Origin of the sequence: Alicyclobacillus acidoterrestris (assembly GCF_022674245.1) — a bacterium.
Lineage (GTDB): Bacteria > Bacillota > Bacilli > Alicyclobacillales > Alicyclobacillaceae > Alicyclobacillus > Alicyclobacillus acidoterrestris.
Genome location: NZ_CP080467.1, coordinates 310,189 through 327,500, shown reverse-complemented (window position 1 = coordinate 327,500; position 17,312 = coordinate 310,189). Strand labels below are relative to the sequence as shown.

The window sequence follows — 17,312 nt, the reverse complement described above, 5'->3', positions numbered from 1 at the left end:
CAAACACACAACACCTAAAAGCCTTGTTTCTCCGTAGAAAGGAGGTGATCCAGCCGCACCTTCCGATACGGCTACCTTGTTACGACTTCACCCCAATCATCAACCCCACCTTCGGCGGCTGGCTCCATAACGGTTACCTCACCGACTTCGGGTGTTGCCGACTCTCGTGGTGTGACGGGCGGTGTGTACAAGGCCCGGGAACGGATTCACCGCGGCATGCTGATCCGCGATTACTAGCAATTCCGGCTTCATGCAGGCGAGTTGCAGCCTGCAATCCGAACTACGAACGGCTTTTTAGGTTTTGCTCCACCTCGCGGCTTCGCTTCCCGTTGTACCGCCCATTGTAGCACGTGTGTAGCCCAGGACATAAAGGGCATGATGATTTGACGTCATCCCCGCCTTCCTCCGACTTACGCCGGCAGTCACCTGTGAGTCCCCACCTCTACGTGCTGGTAACACAGATCAAGGGTTGCGCTCGTTGCGGGACTTAACCCAACATCTCACGACACGAGCTGACGACAACCATGCACCACCTGTCTCCTCTGCCCCGAAGGGAAGGTACATCTCTGCACCGGTCAGAGGGATGTCAAGCCCTGGTAAGGTTCTTCGCGTTGCTTCGAATTAAACCACATGCTCCACTGCTTGTGCGGGCCCCCGTCAATTCCTTTGAGTTTCAGTCTTGCGACCGTACTCCCCAGGCGGAGTGCTTATTGGGTTTCCTTCGGCACTGGGGTGTGTCCCCCCAACACCTAGCACTCATCGTTTACGGCGTGGACTACCAGGGTATCTAATCCTGTTTGCTCCCCACGCTTTCGTGCCTCAGCGTCAGTCACTGTCCAGCAAGGCGCCTTCGCCACTGGTATTCCTCCACATATCTACGCATTTCACCGCTACACGTGGAATTCCCCTTGCCTCTCCAGCACTCAAGTCATGCAGTTTCCAAAGCAATCCCAAGGTTGAGCCTTGGACTTTCACTTCAGACTTACACAACCGCCTACGCACGCTTTACGCCCAGTGATTCCGGACAACGCTTGCCCCCTACGTATTACCGCGGCTGCTGGCACGTAGTTAGCCGGGGCTTCCTCACTCGGTACCGTCTCACAAGGAGCTTTCCACTCTCCTTGTCGCTCTCCCCGAGCAACAGAGCTTTACAACCCGAAGGCCTTCTTCGCTCACGCGGCGTTGCTCCGTCAGGCTTGCGCCCATTGCGGAAGATTCCCTACTGCTGCCTCCCGTAGGAGTCTGGGCCGTGTCTCAGTCCCAGTGTGGCCGGTCACCCTCTCAGGTCGGCTACGCATCGTCGCCTTGGTGAGCCGTTACCTCACCAACTAGCTAATGCGCCGCGGGCTCCTCTCTCAGCGATGCAGTTGCATCTTTCAACACAAGTAGATGCCTACCCGTGTATTATCCGGCATTAGCACCCGTTTCCGAGTGTTATTCCAGTCTGAAAGGCAGATTGCCCACGTGTTACTCACCCGTCCGCCGCTAGCCCCGAAGGGCTCGCTCGACTTGCATGTATTAGGCACGCCGCCAGCGTTCGTCCTGAGCCAGGATCAAACTCTCAAAAAATGGCGTTGTTACATATGTTTCAATCGTCGCTGTGACCAAAGGTCACGTCGACCGAAACTTTTAGGCGTGTGTGTTCAGTTTTCAAGGAACCAAACCTGCTGTGAAAGCCCCACTGAAGCTGATTCAACGAGGAACCAGATGAAGTGATTCTTTCAAGCAAGTGCCGCTTCTATCGAAGCAGCCTAAGTACTATATCACGAACTGACGTTCGTTGTCAACAGTGGGTGTTTCATTTCATCCAAGTTCTTATGAGCTCTGAAAGGAACGAAACATATCACGATGACCCGTATAGTACACTTTGGAAAAGCTGTGCCGCCGAAGCGACGTCAAATAATATATCATGCGTCATGCGCCTCGTCAACCACTCCATACGAATTTCTCTAATCTCTATACGATCTCTTACGATCTCCGATAGATTGACGAAAGCAGAATAACAAAAACGCGACAGCAGCCCACGCGACAATACACGCGCAACAATACAGCTGAAAGATGCCAAAGGGGCCTATCAATAGACAGGCCCCTGAAGGAATCGCTCTGATGGTGCGGCGGATCGTGAAAAAGATTGGCTCTTACAGCATTCTAGCGAATTCTCTAAGTGGATATATGAACCATGCGCACAGCGTTCAGCTGCGTGTCAAGTCGGTTCACAAAACCAAACCAGACCCTCGGGCGCACACTTCACAACTCAGGTTGTGGCACCCGGAGCCGTATCAGTCGCTTCCGCCTCGGTATCTGGGCGTTCCGTGCGTTCACGCATGAGCGGGAAGAGCAAGACGTCCCGAATCGAAGGTTGTCCAGTGAGCAACATAACTAGGCGATCAATACCAATACCTAATCCACCCGTTGGCGGCATCCCGTGTTCCAGCGCGGTCAAGAAATCCTCGTCGAGATCTTGCGCCTCATCGTTACCTGCCTCGCGCTCCTTGAGCTGGGCTAAGAAGCGGTTGCGTTGATCAATCGGGTCATTCAACTCACTAAACGCATTCCCATGCTCACGGCCGACGATAAACAGTTCAAAACGGTCGGTGAAGCGCGGATCCTCGCGATTCATCTTCGCCAGTGGCGAAATCTCCACCGGATGGCCGTAGACGAACGTCGGTTGAATCAGCTTGTCCTCGACGCGCTGCTCAAAGAACTCGTTGAGAATGTGACCGTACGTCATCAAATCCGTGATTTGGATGTGATGCTCCTTCGCCAAAGCTCGCGCTTCCTCGTCGGAAGTTACCGCTCGGAAATCGACGCCCGTGTACTCCTGAACCAAATCCGCCATATGCGCTCTGCGCCACGGGGACTCAAGGTCAATCGTCTCGTCTCCATAAGCGATGTGCAGCGTGCCAGCAACCTTTTGGGCTGCATGGCGAATCATGCCCTCCGTCAGATCCATAATGTCGTGGAAATCCGCGTAGGCCTGATACAGCTCGAGCATGGTGAACTCAGGATTGTGGCGAGTGGAAACCCCCTCGTTGCGATAGACGCGGCCGATTTCGTAGACGCGTTCGAGCCCACCGACAATCAGTCGCTTGAGGTGAAGCTCAATGGCGATACGCAAATATAAATCCATGTCCAACGCGTTGTGGTGCGTTGTGAACGGGCGGGCGTGCGCACCGCTGGCCACCGCATGGAGCGTCGGCGTCTCCACTTCCAGGTAATCGCGCTCGTCGAGGTATTGACGAATGGCCTGAATAATCCGCGACCGCGCGATAAAGATATCGCGAACTTCCGGATTCACAATGAGATCTAGGTAGCGCTGACGGTATCTCGTCTCCACATCTTTGAGCCCGTGGAACTTCTCCGGGAGCGGCCGCAGCGCCTTCGCCAGCATGTCCAATTTTTCCGCAAGGACAGTTATCTCCCCGCGGTTGGTGCGGAACACAGTCCCCTCTACCCCGATGAAATCACCGAGGTCTAGCAGGTTGAACAGACGATACTGTTCTTCCCCAAGCACATCGATCTTCGCATAAATTTGGATACTGCCTGAGCGGTCGTTCAAGACGGCGAACGACGCCTTGCCGTGCCCACGCCGAACCATCAAGCGGCCGGCGATACGCACGCGGTGATTCGCCGCTTCCAACTGCTCCTTGTCCAAATCGGCGGCCAACTCGAGGACGTCCGCCGCATGATGTGTGACGTCGTAACGATGTCCGAATGGATCTACCCCATGTTCGGACATCTGATTCATCTTGTCGATCCGCGTTTGGATCAAGTCCTGCTCTTCCATAGTCACCTCTCCAATGGTAAACGGACGAGGAAAGTCCTCGTCCGGGCGGGAATCATGTATCTTGAAAACGTTATCGTTTAATCTCGAGAATTTTAAATTGGATCACGCCAGCGGGCACATTCACTTCGACAAGCGAACCAACACTCTTGCCCAATAGCGCGCGGCCGACCGGAGACTCGTTAGAAATCTTGTTTTGCGCCGGATCTGCCTCAGCGGAGCCGACGATGGTGTACTGAATATCTTCGTCGAACTCGATGTCCTTGAGCGTCACTGTGGAGCCGATACTGACGACGTCTGTATCCACTTCATCCTCGTTGATGATGCGCGCGTTGCGCAGCATCTTCTCAAGTGTCATGATCCGACCCTCGACGAAGGCTTGTTCATTTTTTGCGTCTTCGTATTCGGAATTTTCGCTGATGTCGCCGTAACTAATTGCTAATTTAATGCGATCAGCCACTTCGCGTCGCTTCACGCCTTTGAGTTGCTCAAGTTCATCCTCGAGCTTCTTTAATCCTTCTGGTGTTAAGAGGACTTCTTTTTCGGCCATCTAAACTTCCGCTCCTTTATAAGACCAGTCGAACAGATACATATGCGTGAAGTCGAATCCCCATTCAGTCAGTACAGCGTATGTGCCACTTCTCCGATCAATCGTTCAACGATGCACCGGCAGGCGCCAACGTCTATGCGCCATTATAGAGACGGTCCCACACATTGTCAATCAATCCAAGTGTCTAGACCGCCCCCTGGAAATCACCCGGATTGATGCAAGAAGCGTCACACCAGACCATCCAAGTCGCTGTCCGCCTCACCGAATAGTTCTGTCTCCGTCACGTTGAGCACCTCGGTCAAGCGCTCGACCATCTGGGGCGTAGGCATGCGAGTCCCTCGCTCCAAACTCCCGACGATGGCGACGCTCACCCCAAGCTGTTCCGCCAGTTCAATTTGAGTCAAATGCTTCAACTTGCGATAAGCACGCATTTTTCTACCAAAAACGTCCGACATGCTGCACCTCGTCTTTCTGTCTGTGCAGAGCGGCAAGGGTGGCCAATCGCTCTCCACCCAAGCCTCTCCGCGATGGCGCGAGTTCTGCGAGAGGTACAAGAACAAACGCCCGCGACCACATCCGCGGGTGCGGTACCTGAAAATCGCCAAAGCAGATGTAGTCGTTATCGTACAACAAGACGTCCAAGTCAAGCGTGCGCGGCCCAAACCGAATCTCGCGGACGCGATTCGCGCGGGCTTCAATAGCCTGTAGCGCAGTCAACACTTCGCGGGCCGATAATGTCGTTCGCAACTGGACCACCATGTTCAGAAAATCCGGTTGCTCGGTATAGCCGACAGGCTTCGTCTCATAAACCGACGAACATCGACAAACGCCAAGCTTCGCCAGTTCTTTCACGGCGAAATCGAGATACTGAATCCGCCGCCCGAGATTCGATCCGACGCCCACGTACACCTCGTGCCAGCGATTAGCGGGCGTCGACATGATGTATCGCCTCCAACATCCTGCACATGCGGACAGTCTCTCGCACATCGTGGACGCGGACAATCGTCGCCCCATGCAGAACCCCATAGGCCACTGTGGCAAGGGAGCCCTCCAGCCTTTCATCGACCTCTAGCCCTAACGCATGCCCGATGAATCGCTTGCGGCTCGTGCCCAGCAGCACAGGGTACCCAAGCTGACAAAACTGTTCAATGTGGCGAATACACGACAGGTTCTGTGTGTACGTCTTGGCGAAGCCAACGCCGGGATCGACAATCAGACGCGACGGGTCCAACCCCGCATCCAACAGACGTTCAATCCCAGCCCGCGTCTCAGCGACAATATCCGACACCGACAGCGCGCTATCCACTTGTGGGCGATTGTGCATGTAGACGTACTGTGCCGCATTTCCCTGTAAAACGCGGGGCATATCTTTATCGCCGCAAGCCGAAATATCGTTGATGATGGCCACGCCAACATCGATAGCCCGCGCCGCGGTCTCCGCGTGATAGGTATCCACCGATACGGGAACGGAGACGTTCGGAAGGAGCGCGCGCAGAACGGGCTCCAACCGGGCCCACTCGGTCTCGGCATCGAGCGGCGTATAGCCGGGACGCGTACTTTCGGCACCAATGTCGAGAATATCGACCCCATCTTCAATCATCTCATACGCTCTCTGAATGGCGGCAGAAGGCTCTGCATAACGCCCACCATCGGAAAAAGAGTCCGGCGTGACGTTGAGAATTCCCATAACTCGAACGTTCACAACGCTCACCCCTCTTCCTGATTGGCGGACTGGCTCTCCTCAATGTGTTGAATCATCCGATCAAGGTCGGCACGCGAAAACTGATAGACGTTTCCGCAGAAGTGGCAGGTGAGCTCGGCATGCCCATCCTCGTCTCGCAAGGTCACGAGTTCATCGCGCCCAAGGCTGATGAGGACGCGCTCCAATCGGTCGTACGAACAGGTACACTGAAACCGCACATCCTGTATGCCGTGGATGTGCGCGTCTGGACACAGCTTGCGCAGCAACGCCTCCGCCGATGGCGTTTCTTGCAAGAAATTGGTGACGCTCGGGACTCCCTTCAGCTGTTCCTCGACATATGAGATATCGGCTTCGTCATGCCCCGGCAACAATTGAATCAGAAAACCGCCGGAGACAATGGGTTTCAGATCCGTGCCGACCAGCACACCTGCGCCCACTGCAGACGGAATTTGTTCCGACGCGACGAAGTAGTACGTGAAATCGTCCGCGATTTCCCCAGTCTGCAATTCGCTGCTACCCGTGTAGAAATCGCGCAGCCCCGTGTCTCGAATGACGTATAACTGCCCTTGGCCGACGCCACCGCCCACATCGAGTTTCCCGACAGAATTTAAGGGTAAATCGACGTGGGGATTATCGGCATATCCCCGAACGTCGCCGTCCGGCGTCGCCTCCACCCAAATTTGTCCGATTGGGCCATCCCCATCGATTTTCACGGTAATCCGTTCCTCATTCTTCAACATCGTCGCCATCATGGCCGTGATAGAGGCGGTCCGTCCCAACGCGGCGGTTACAACGGGCCATGTGTCATGCCGCCGTTGAAGCTCTGCGACAAGGTTCGTGGTTAAGCAAGCAAGAATCAGCACGCGTCCGTCGCGCGCCGTTCCACGGATGACTGTATCCTTGTCCAATGAAAATATCCCCCTCACGGTGTATGTGATCTTTGCTGATTACGTCCCCACAGCAATCGAAGCCCAGCAAGGGTCAAATGTGGGTGAACGTGATGTGCAGTAGAAAGATGCTCTGCTATCAAATGCGACAACCCACCCGTGATGACCACCTGAAACGGCAAATCCAATTCCCGTTTGGCGCGTTCAATCAGGCCATCGACCATTGCGGCATTTCCATATAAAATGCCGGCTTGCATACTCAAGGTCGTGTTGCGCTGCACAAGTGTGTCCGGCCACACCATCTCCACTTGAGGCAACCGCGACGCCACAGCAAATAAGGCATTGGCCCCGGTCATCACACCGGGCGCAATGGCGCCGCCTAAGTATTGTCCTTGGTCGTCAATCACGGAGAGTGTCGTGGCCGTGCCGAGATCGACAATAATCACCGGCGATTGATAAGTGTCCACCGCAGCCACGGCATTCGCAATCCGATCCGCACCCAACGCTCGCGGATCTTCGTAGCGTATCGGAATACCTGTCTTGATGCCTGGGCCGACAATCAAGGGCGTCACTTGAAAATACTGCTCTACGGCGCGGACCAACATATTTAACAACGGCGGCACCACGCAACTGATGACGCTGGCGGTCACCTCTTCAGATGTGGGCAGCGTCGACAGCAGCATCTGCAGCTTGAGCCCGAACTCGTCGGCAGTACACCTGTTATCTGTCCCAATGCGCCAAGCCCCAAGTAGCCGTTCTCCGCGATACAGACCGACACTGGTGTTTGTATTGCCGACGTCGAGTACAAGCAGAGTCTCCATGATTGTCTGTCCGACCTTTCGTGCGCTTTAGGATTCGCAAGTCACAATATGAATATCAGAAGCAGTAGCAAGATTCAACTCATAGGGCCTGATTGGCTCCCCGCGCTCGTTCTCAATGGCACGCACAATAGGCACTTGCCGATTGTCCGCAGATGGCTTAATGACCACCGCTCCATCGCCATTCGATAGACGAACGCTCATGCCGATTGGATAAATCGATATCGTTTGCGCAAATGCATCGATGACCGCACTGGATAGCTTTGTCCCTTTATCAGCCAGTAAAATGTCGTACGCCTCGTGGGGGAGGTAGGCCTGGCGGTAAACTCGGTTCGCCGTGAGGGCCTCGTAGACGTCTGCAACTGCAGTCAACTGCGCGAACGGATGAATCTCTGGCGCCTTCAGCCCCCACGGGTAGCCGCTGCCATCCAGGCGTTCGTGATGCTGCAGCGCGACGAGCGAAGATTTGGTCGAGATGTCCCGGATGTCCTTTAAGATGTCGTAACCAAACTGCGCATGCAATTGAACGGTTCGATACTCCGCGTGGCTCAGTCGGCCAGGTTTGCGCAGAATGTGCTGTGGAATACGCATTTTCCCCACATCATGCAGTAGCGTCCCGATACCTAGGTCGATTAAATCCGTCTCGGACATCTGCTGCTGCAAACCGAGCGTCAACGCGTAAAACGTCACATTTACAGAGTGATGAAACAACTCACCATCCGATAGGTAGACAGAGCCCAATTGCTCCCCAGCGCCGTTGTGTTGCCTCAGTTGGTGAATGATTTCCGATAACAACGGACCAAACTGACTGCGCAAAAAAGTCGGCTTCACCTTATATGAAAAACTGGTTGTAGAGGACAACGCCGCCAAGGTCTCATAAGTCATCGAAAGGATCTCAATCTTCGTCTCCTCTTCAACCATCTCCGTCACCACGACGTCTTCCGTACTGGCGTTCTCGATGCAAACAGCCCGAATCCCTACCCGCTTTAATCGCGTAATCAGGCTATCCGTCAGTACGATGCCCCGCGCAAGCAGAGTTCTCCCGCGCCCGTCAGCCACTCGTTGCGCTAAGACGGCCCCCGGCTTGATGTATTTTAGTGCGACCCATCGCACATTCATCCCTCCACAGCGGAGCTAACCTGCAGTAATCAAACTCATCCCCTTTTGTATTCACAGAAAAGCCCCCGAGTTCCTGCCTCGGGGGCTCGAAATATGCAATTGGTGACGTTCGAAACGTCTGTCGCACCTTATTTGTAGGCTTCCATAATCTCACGGATTTCTTCTTCGTCTACAGTTTCCTTCTCTAGCAGACGATTGGCCAGTGCGTCCAGACATGCGCGCTTCTCGGTCAGGATGTTCCGCGTCCGTTCATAGCACGTTTCAATAATACGCTTCATTTCCTGATCAATCTCGAAGGCGACTTGGTCACTGTAGTTGGCTTCACCTTGAATGTCCTTGCCCAGGAACACTTGACCGCCCTGGCGACTGCCGTACTGCATCGGCCCGAGCTTTTCGCTCATGCCGTACTCTGTAATCATACTGCGCGCGATAGCGGTCACCCGCTCGAGGTCGTTGGAAGCGCCTGTACTGATTTCACCCAGGACGATTTCCTCAGCGACACGACCACCTAACAGCCCGCAAATCTGGTTGTACATGTTCTGGCGCGTAATGAAGAACCGGTCTTCCTTGGGCAACGTCACAGTATAGCCGCCAGCCATACCGCGCGGGATAATGGTCACCTTGTGCACCGTATCCCCAGTTTGCAAGAAGTATCCGACGACCGCATGGCCTGACTCGTGGAATGCGACCAATTTGCGCTCGTGTTCACTGATCACGCGACTGCGTTTCTCAGGCCCTGCCATGACGCGATCAATTGCTTCGTCAATATCGCTGTTGGTAATTTCGCGTTCCCGTCTACGCGCCGCCAACAACGCCGCCTCGTTCAACACGTTCTCCAAATCCGCACCCGTAAACCCAGGCGTGCGCTTCGCGATGACATCCATCCGAATATCCCGCGCAAACGGTTTATTGCGAGCATGCACGCGAAGGATTTCCTCACGTCCCTTGACATCGGGTCGATTGACGATAATTTGGCGATCCATCCGCCCCGGACGAAGCAACGCCGGGTCGAGAATATCCGGTCGGTTCGTCGCCGCGATGATGATGATGCCCTCGTTGGCAGAGAACCCATCCATCTCGACGAGCAACTGGTTGAGGGTTTGTTCTCGTTCGTCGTGTCCACCGCCGAGCCCCGCACCGCGGTGCCGACCTACAGCGTCAATTTCGTCGATGAAAATGATACACGGTGCATTTTTCTTCGCGTTCTCGAACAAATCGCGCACGCGCGATGCACCGACACCCACAAACATCTCGACGAAATCCGAACCGCTGATGCTGAAAAACGGCACGCCCGCCTCACCAGCGACCGCTCTCGCCAACAGCGTCTTACCTGTTCCCGGCGGGCCGACGAGCAAGACGCCCTTCGGAATCCGCGCACCCAATGCGGAAAACCGTTTGGGGTCTTTCAGGAACTCCACAATTTCGACCAGTTCTTCCTTCTCTTCATCCGCACCCGCAACGTCGGCAAACGTAACTTTGCGCTTTTCCTCCGAGTACAGGCGTGCACGGCTCTTCCCGAAGTTCATGACGCGGCTGCCGCCACCCTGCGCCTGATTAAACAGGAAGAACATCACAATGAACAAGAAGACGAACGGCACAACGGACTCGAGGAATTGTATCCAGACACTGGCCTTCGGTTGCGGCGAAACGGTGAACGAAATATTGTTCTTCGTCAGCGTCGGCTGCAAATTATCGTCATACAGCGCCCTTGTCTCGAACTTGTTTCCGTTCTTCAATTGCCCATCCAGGGTCGCCGTCAAGCCTTCAGGCGTGACCTGAACTGGCTGCGTCGGGCTAGAGCTAATCTGCCCTTGCTTCATCTCCTGGACAAATTGGCTGTATGGAATCGTCTGCCGCGAGTGATCCGAGCCAGTCAGATACTGCACGACACCGACAATTGCTAATAAAATGAGCACGTAAAACACGATACTCCGGTAAAACTTGTTCATGCCTTACCTCCTCTCGGTTATGGCGGGAATAATTGTACCATACGCATTGTGGCCCTTCCTAGTCGCGTACAGCCCGCTTCCCGTCAGTCCGTATCGCTTGTCGCATAGATGTCAGATTTAAGGACGCCCACGACCGGCAAGTTGCGGTACTGCTCAGCATAGTCGAGACCATAACCGACAATAAAGGCATTGGGCACAGTAAATCCGTAGTAATCTGGGGCAATGTCGACTTTGCGTCCGCTCGGCTTATCAAAGAGCGAAACGATTTTGACAGAAGCCGCATGGCGATGCATCAACGTCTCTCGCAAGTACTTCAACGTCAGGCCTGTATCCACAATGTCTTCGACAATCACCACATGACGACCCTCGATAGACCGGTCCAAATCCTTTAAGATTCTGACCACACCAGACGATTTCGACGACGTCCCATAACTGGAAATCGCCATGAAGTCCATCTCCATGGGGACTTCTACCCGCTTCACCAGGTCCGCCATGAACAGCGTCGCACCTTTAAGAATGCAAATAAACAGAGGATTTTTCCCCCTGTAGTCCTCCGTCAATTGCTGACCGAGCTCGCGGACCTTACTTTGAATCGTTTCTTCGTCAAATAAAATGCTTTCCAGGTCGGGATGCATGTGTGCCTCCTAGTACGTGTCTGTTATTCACTTATCATACGTCGAGTTTCCCGTAAGAATGTCCCAATTTCTTCACGGGCGGCTCGATTCATATGCGCTACGATGACGAACACATCCCCATCGTCCGTCCCCTCTACCGTCTCCACTTCCGTGCGGACAAGGCCTGGCAACCAAACCACTTGACCTGCGACGGCGACGATAGGCCACTGTGATCGGAAAGTACGGGGGATTTTTTTGTCCGTGTATATGTCCTGCAATTTCTTCGATCCGTTTAGCCCCAAGGGGCGAACGCGCACAGCAGTGGACACGCCGAGTCGGATTTCCAGTTGAACCCCTACAGGGACGTAGATCCGCCACAACCCCGTAAAGTGGTGGCGCAAGACATCACGCCGACGCATGCGAACCGCGAAAAATCGCCACCGCACGGTCGAGCCGTCTACGGTGAGCCGATGCATTTGTGCAGGATTCCAGACGACCATGGACGCCTCGTCCTGCCCCGTACGTGGTTTCGCGTGCCCTATGTACAGATTTTCATAACTCCGCCATGCTTCAACGCCGTGCGGGAGTTGAACACTGCTTTCTCCGCCGTCTGTTTCGGCGAGGTGTCGCACAGCTTCAATATGGCGCGAAGACCAACCTGTCAATGCGAAACAATTCAATAGTATTTGAATCAGTCGACGTTGTAAAGAAACGTGCGCGGCAATCAGTGCCTTCCGGCGAATCCGAAACAAACCCGCGGTGGGTTCGTCTACCACCGATTCCCGAAGTTTTTGGGCTTCCGCTCGGAGATAATCGTCGTCGTCTTGCAGCGTCTCCGTCAACCGCGCCGTGACGGCACCGATTTCAGGTTGCAGGCGCGCCAACTGCGGGACCACGTGCCGCCGTAGAAAATTTCGCGTAAATCGGTCATCCGCATTTGTCTCGTCCTCCACATGCGGCACACCATGTTGATGTGCATACGCCGCGAGCGCCTCTTTTGACATCACAAGCAATGGACGAATCAGCAAAACCCCCGCCCGCTGACTCACAGCACGCATGCCGGATAATCCGTGCAATCCAGCGCCTCGCAACCAACGCAATAAAACCGTTTCCACCTGGTCGCCCTGATGATGGGCCAGCGCGATGACTGGATGCGGGTACGCCCGTGCCACTTCGGTAAGTGCAGCATACCGAGCGGTTCTGGCGGCCGCCTCGATGCCCTCTTTGCTCTGCGCGTCGACCGTGACGCGAACTTCTTTGCAGGCAATGCCTTGTGTTTGGCAGTACGAGCGGACGAAATCTGCATCGCGATCCGCCAGTTCGCGAAGGCCGTGGTGGACGTGGACGACCAAGAGGGATCGAAAAAGGGGCGGCCGCTCTCCCGACAACGCCTGCATCACATGCAGCATCGCCATGGAGTCCAACCCGCCCGACACACCAAGAATGAGTGTATTCTGTGCATCCACATGTTGTTGAAGAAAGCGCCGAACAATCTCTCGAACCTGCATTCCGATGACTCACTCCGCCTATCGAAGGTACTCTGCCCACGCACCTGCTGTAGAAATCATAGCACAGGTGAGCGCGTACCACATCAGGCGCTCCGTCCAATCCGCCCGTCCAGCGGTGGACTTCCCTGGTCGTTTGGGCTGCGGCTTCCGTTTTTGTTGGCCTATCGCCGTGCTGCCCGACGCGACCGCACCCGTGGCTGCCGCTTGTCGGCGCGCCTTAGCAACGACTGGTCGCCTGTCGGCCGGCAGATCGTACACGCGGCGAATCAGTTCGTCCGCATGGCTAATCCGCCCATGGACCGCATCTTCCAAGAGCGCACTGAGTCGTTTTTGGCGCAGCCCGCGAATGGTTCTGAGAATCCAAGCTTGTCGTCGTTCAAGGGGCCATTGCGACAAGGTTTTCGGCGGAGTCTCGCACAAGGTCGCGACCATCAACGCCAAAGCTGCGATATCGTAGCGCGCAGACGCGCGCCGTTCCCCGAGACCCCAAAACGCCACGTCGGAAGTCGGTGTAAATTGTCGGACAGATCTGCCAAACGGCGTGACCCCTCCGACATCGACGAATCGAACGCACTGATTTTCCTGCAGGTTGACAAGCAAGTTTTGCGGCTTGATATCGCAAAAGGCGTGGCTCGATTTGTGCAAATGGCGCAAAGCATAGGCGGTAGCCAGGAGAATCCGCTTCACACCGGCTGCATCTAAACGCGGCCACACGACATCGAGCGGTTGCCCATCGACGAATTCCATCACGTAGAAGTAAAGCGATTTGTGCGCCGCACTGTCGTCAATACAGTGGGGCTTTGGAAACGCGAAGCCGTGTGCGCTCAACTGCTCCAAAAGGCCCCACTCAAAGGCAACAGCCCCTGCGTCCTCGCACACCTTCATCGCGTATCGCTGATGATCCGCCCCGCGCACCGCATAAACGGCGCCGTTGGCACCCACACCGAGCTCTCCCTGAACAATCCACTGCTGCCGCGTCCATTTCCCAAGCACCTTACTGCCCTTCATCAGGCGTGGACGTACCACCTGTGTCATGCGTAATCGCGCCGTGGGCCATCCTCAAATTCAACCGACGACGTATCGTGTCGCAGTTGCTTCAGAAGGCTGATAGCATGGCGTATCGCAGGACCTGTCGGCGTACCCCCGCGCGCCTGCAAGGACGCCTCCAACCCCTGCATGTCCACTTCATCCGAAAAGTCCTGAACCAATTTGGTGGATTGTTCACCCGCTCCCGGGAAGGCGATAACCGCAACTTGTGACGTCCCCAGGCGAACCTGCAAGGACAGCGCGAGGTCCCGCACCGCTTCGCGCACCGTCGGAATTTTATCCTTCATGCTCGCACTCGTGTCGATCGCGACGACGACATGCAGCCCCACTTCCTCCTCCAGTTTGTCGACCACTTGCATGACTCGACTCCTGTCGGCTGGCGGCAGCTCCTCCGTCGACTTGCCCATGACACTTTGCAATTCCTGATTCACGACCTGCTGGAGCGTCATTTGCATCGTCTGGTGCGTCATCATCTGCGCCGTCGCCGACAAATCCACTGGGTGGACGATGCGACACATACCGCCTCCGGCATCTGCAATCGACATCGCCTCGTCGCGGCCGACCACGCCCATTTCCCCTTTGTCCACAACGCCGATGACATTGACCACAATTCCTTGGCGACGCGCTTCACTTGCGCATTGAATAGGGTCTTCCCCGATATTCGAGTACCCGTCGGTAATCACGAGAATCTGACGAATCATTGCCTCTTTACTCAATGAACCCACCTCCGAGTTGTTCTAAGTCCAGTATGGACGCGAGAGGTGGGCTTCATTCACTTGTGCCTATGAAATTTAGTGTGAGATCTCGATTACGCGCCACGCCGTCGTTTCGCAGCTTTGCGAAGGCTCGGGACACTAGGCAGCTTAATCGCCGCCCACTCCTGTTCCTGATGTTCCACCACAGCCACGACCACGGTCATGTCGTCGCGAATGGTACCATGATTCATCCGGACTGCGGTCTCGATGAGGGTATCGGCAATCTCCTGCGGGTCAGTCGTCTCCAGTTTGGCAATCGCCGACCGCAGCCAACTCTCCCTGTCATAACTGTGTGGCGGCGCATCGTAGAGGCCGTCGGACATCAGCACAAGGATGTCGCCTGCTTGTAACTGGTGCTCGATAGACTGCACCTCGATGTCCTGCAAGATGCCAATGGGCACATTGTCGCCGGTGATTTCCACGACCTCGCTGCCTCGTTTGACGTAACTCGGCGCAGAACCGATTTTTAAAAAGTCCGCCTTTGCATTAAACAAGTCGACGAGCGCCATGTCGAGTGTGGTGAACATCTCATCTCGCGATCGCAATAGCAGGGTCGAATTGACCGTGCGAATGGCGAGTTTTTCGTCAAAGCCCGCCTTCATCAATTTCTTTAACAAATCAATAGCAGCCTTTGACTCCCGTTTGGCCCGCTCGCCATTGCCCATGCCGTCGCTGACCGCGACCGCGTGCCGCCCGTTGCCTAGGTCGACACTGGTATACGTGTCACCCGACACAATCCGCCCATCCCGCGCCACGGTAGCCACCGCGGTATTGACTCGGAACAACCGAGCAGAGGCGAAGACGCTAGTACACGGTCCACCCTCGACTTGTTGATGAACTTGCGACACGCTGATGTGCTCGCCGAGAATCCCCGACAAGAGCGGCGCAATCATGCGGGACGAATTCTCATACGCACCTTCGGTCGGCTGCGTGACTTCGATTTCGACTTTGCCGGGCTCAAGGCTGACAATGTGTACGTCGTCCACGTACAACCCAAGTTGTTCAAGCGCGGCAATGATTTGTTCCTCCTCCGAAAGCGATGACTTGTGCCCCTCCTCCAATTCCATAGCCATGCCGCGCACGACCGACGCCACGCCAGAGAGTTGCGCGGAGAGCAACGTCCGCTGCTCGCGCAACTTTTTCATCCATTTCGCATCCCGATTGGTGACGTCGAGATTGTAGCGCAGCGTGCTCATGAGCGGATCAATCCGTATACACCGCTCCTTCATCTCTTTGCTCGGATTGGCGCGGCGGCCTCCTGCCGACTCAATGTTGCGCAACGTATTGGCCATCGCGTGATACGTCTGCATGCTCTCTTTATCCCAGCACTTCGCTCGGCGCGGGCAGAGGGTACAGACGCTCTGCGAGGTGGCGGAAACAATTTGTGTGACGAGCTGTTGCGCCGCCACGTACTCATTTTCCCCCGTGTCTTGAAACGAGTTGGACAGCTCTTCGAACACTTGACTGACTTCATGGATTTTCTCGGTCAACAGCGCGTTGACGCGCTGCACCCGCTCGCGCTCTGACTGCGTATGCTCGCGGGTGCCTGGCACATACGTGCGCAATTCGTTCTCCAGCCGCTTCGGTGTCGCAAAGTACAGGACGGACGCAATGGCCGAAGTGAGCAGGGTCAACAGGAGCGTATGGATGCTATGCGCATAAGTCGCGGTCAGTACAGTCGTGCTGAGTACAAACGAGAAGCTGACAAAGAACCGATTGGTGTCGCGCAAAAGCCCACCCAACAAGGCGGCGAAACCCAGTATCGCAACAGTCGATAACGACGCTTCGTGGTTGAGTAAAGATAACATGCTGACGACAATTGCACCGGCGACACCGACGCCAATTCCCCCGCAAGTCATCACCAGGACGATCCAGTCGATGGCGATGCCAGAAAGGGCGACGCCTTTGACGCTCAACCCACTAAAGCCCATTACCACAGACGCGACCAGAATCACAACGCTGATAATTTGTTCGTACTTCAATGTACGAGTATGTTCCTGACCGACAAACAAACTCATGCATTGAATGAAAATCAGCGATAAGATGGTGACAAGTGCCGCCTCTGCGAGGGCGACCAGAACGTCATAGCCCGTCCACACAGTGCCAATCATCGCGAGTTTCGCCACCAGCGAAACCACGCCAGCCGTGATTGGAATGTAGTGCAAGTCGGGTGACTTTTTGCGGAAGACGTATCGGCGGACGACACGGTACAGGACAAGTTCTACCAACATGGTGATGGCCCCCAGCACACCGCCCTCTGTAAAACTGCCGGCGATGGCAAAATAAGCGGGCCAGGCCTTTTTGCGACCTGCTACCTCCGAAAGCACCGCAAAGTAGGCGAGCCCAAATGGGGAGACGACATGTTCGATGTTGGCACGTCCGAGCAAAAATCCAATCGCGGTCAGGACTAGTACACGCCTCCACGCATGCCAAGTCCAACGCGGCAAGGGAACGACTTTCGAGCTGCTTGTCCGATTTTCCTTTGCACTGTTGTGCATCAGGGATAATTGCGCCATGACACGCGCTCCTTCCAGTAATGTGTATGGACATTATACGAAGGTGATGACAAATATTTTGTC

At 55.2% G+C, this 17,312-nt stretch carries 14 protein-coding genes and 1 rRNA gene; all 15 read right to left on the bottom strand.

All coding sequences use genetic code 11. The annotated features are described in order from the left end of the window. Positions 1–37 precede the first annotated feature (37 nt). Positions 38–1,569, bottom strand: a 16S ribosomal RNA gene (locus tag K1I37_RS01500). Positions 1,570–2,254: 685 nt separating this feature from the next. After that, positions 2,255–3,787 (bottom strand): lysine--tRNA ligase, encoded by a 1,533-nt coding sequence (gene lysS, locus K1I37_RS01495; protein ID WP_021294616.1) that lies wholly within the window; start codon positions 3,785–3,787, stop codon positions 2,255–2,257. A 70-nt stretch (positions 3,788–3,857) separates the two neighbouring features. Next, the gene (gene greA, locus K1I37_RS01490; RefSeq protein WP_021294617.1) at positions 3,858–4,334 is read right to left on the bottom strand and encodes a transcription elongation factor GreA; all 477 of its coding nucleotides are present in this window, start codon (positions 4,332–4,334) and stop codon (positions 3,858–3,860) included. A gap of 227 nt (positions 4,335–4,561) precedes the next feature. Further along, positions 4,562–4,789 carry a helix-turn-helix domain-containing protein gene (locus K1I37_RS01485; RefSeq protein ID WP_021294618.1) on the bottom strand — a complete coding sequence of 76 codons (228 nt, stop codon included), beginning with the start codon at positions 4,787–4,789 and terminating at the stop codon, positions 4,562–4,564. Next, entirely contained in the window at positions 4,770–5,273 is a 504-nt protein-coding gene (gene folK, locus K1I37_RS01480; protein ID WP_021294619.1) for a 2-amino-4-hydroxy-6-hydroxymethyldihydropteridine diphosphokinase, read from the bottom strand. Before folK ends, K1I37_RS01485 begins: the two co-directional genes overlap by 20 nt. After that, complete coding sequence (gene folP, locus K1I37_RS01475; protein WP_236613800.1) at positions 5,257–6,036, bottom strand: dihydropteroate synthase; 780 nt, start codon at positions 6,034–6,036, stop codon at positions 5,257–5,259. Before folP ends, folK begins: the two co-directional genes overlap by 17 nt. A 5-nt stretch (positions 6,037–6,041) precedes the next feature. Next, positions 6,042–6,944, bottom strand: a complete 903-nt coding sequence (gene hslO / locus K1I37_RS01470; protein ID WP_021294621.1) for an Hsp33 family molecular chaperone HslO — start codon at positions 6,942–6,944, stop codon at positions 6,042–6,044. A 14-nt stretch (positions 6,945–6,958) separates the two neighbouring features. Further along, complete coding sequence (locus tag K1I37_RS01465; protein ID WP_021294622.1) at positions 6,959–7,744, bottom strand: type III pantothenate kinase; 786 nt, start codon at positions 7,742–7,744, stop codon at positions 6,959–6,961. Positions 7,745–7,771: 27 nt separating this feature from the next. After that, positions 7,772–8,860, bottom strand: coding sequence for an HD-GYP domain-containing protein (locus K1I37_RS01460; RefSeq protein WP_242215964.1), 1,089 nt, complete (start codon positions 8,858–8,860; stop codon positions 7,772–7,774). A 128-nt stretch (positions 8,861–8,988) separates the two neighbouring features. Then, positions 8,989–10,809, bottom strand: a complete 1,821-nt coding sequence (gene ftsH / locus K1I37_RS01455; RefSeq protein ID WP_021294624.1) for an ATP-dependent zinc metalloprotease FtsH — start codon at positions 10,807–10,809, stop codon at positions 8,989–8,991. 83 nt (positions 10,810–10,892) lie between these two features. Next, positions 10,893–11,444: a hypoxanthine phosphoribosyltransferase gene (gene hpt / locus K1I37_RS01450; protein ID WP_021294625.1), complete on the bottom strand. Its 552-nt coding sequence runs from the start codon at positions 11,442–11,444 to the stop codon at positions 10,893–10,895. Positions 11,445–11,467: 23 nt separating this feature from the next. Further along, positions 11,468–12,931, bottom strand: a complete 1,464-nt coding sequence (gene tilS, locus K1I37_RS01445) for a tRNA lysidine(34) synthetase TilS (RefSeq protein WP_021294626.1) — start codon at positions 12,929–12,931, stop codon at positions 11,468–11,470. An 18-nt stretch (positions 12,932–12,949) separates the two neighbouring features. Continuing rightward, a complete protein-coding gene (locus K1I37_RS01440) occupies positions 12,950–13,939 on the bottom strand; it encodes a protein kinase domain-containing protein (RefSeq protein WP_021294627.1) in 990 nt (329 codons plus the stop codon). A gap of 23 nt (positions 13,940–13,962) precedes the next feature. Then, on the bottom strand, positions 13,963–14,703 hold the full coding sequence (locus K1I37_RS01435; RefSeq protein ID WP_236613801.1) for a vWA domain-containing protein: 741 nt from the start codon (positions 14,701–14,703) through the stop codon (positions 13,963–13,965). A gap of 83 nt (positions 14,704–14,786) precedes the next feature. Continuing rightward, positions 14,787–17,249, bottom strand: a complete 2,463-nt coding sequence (spoIIE, locus tag K1I37_RS01430) for a stage II sporulation protein E (protein ID WP_021294629.1) — start codon at positions 17,247–17,249, stop codon at positions 14,787–14,789. Between the last annotated feature and the right edge of the window lie 63 nt (positions 17,250–17,312).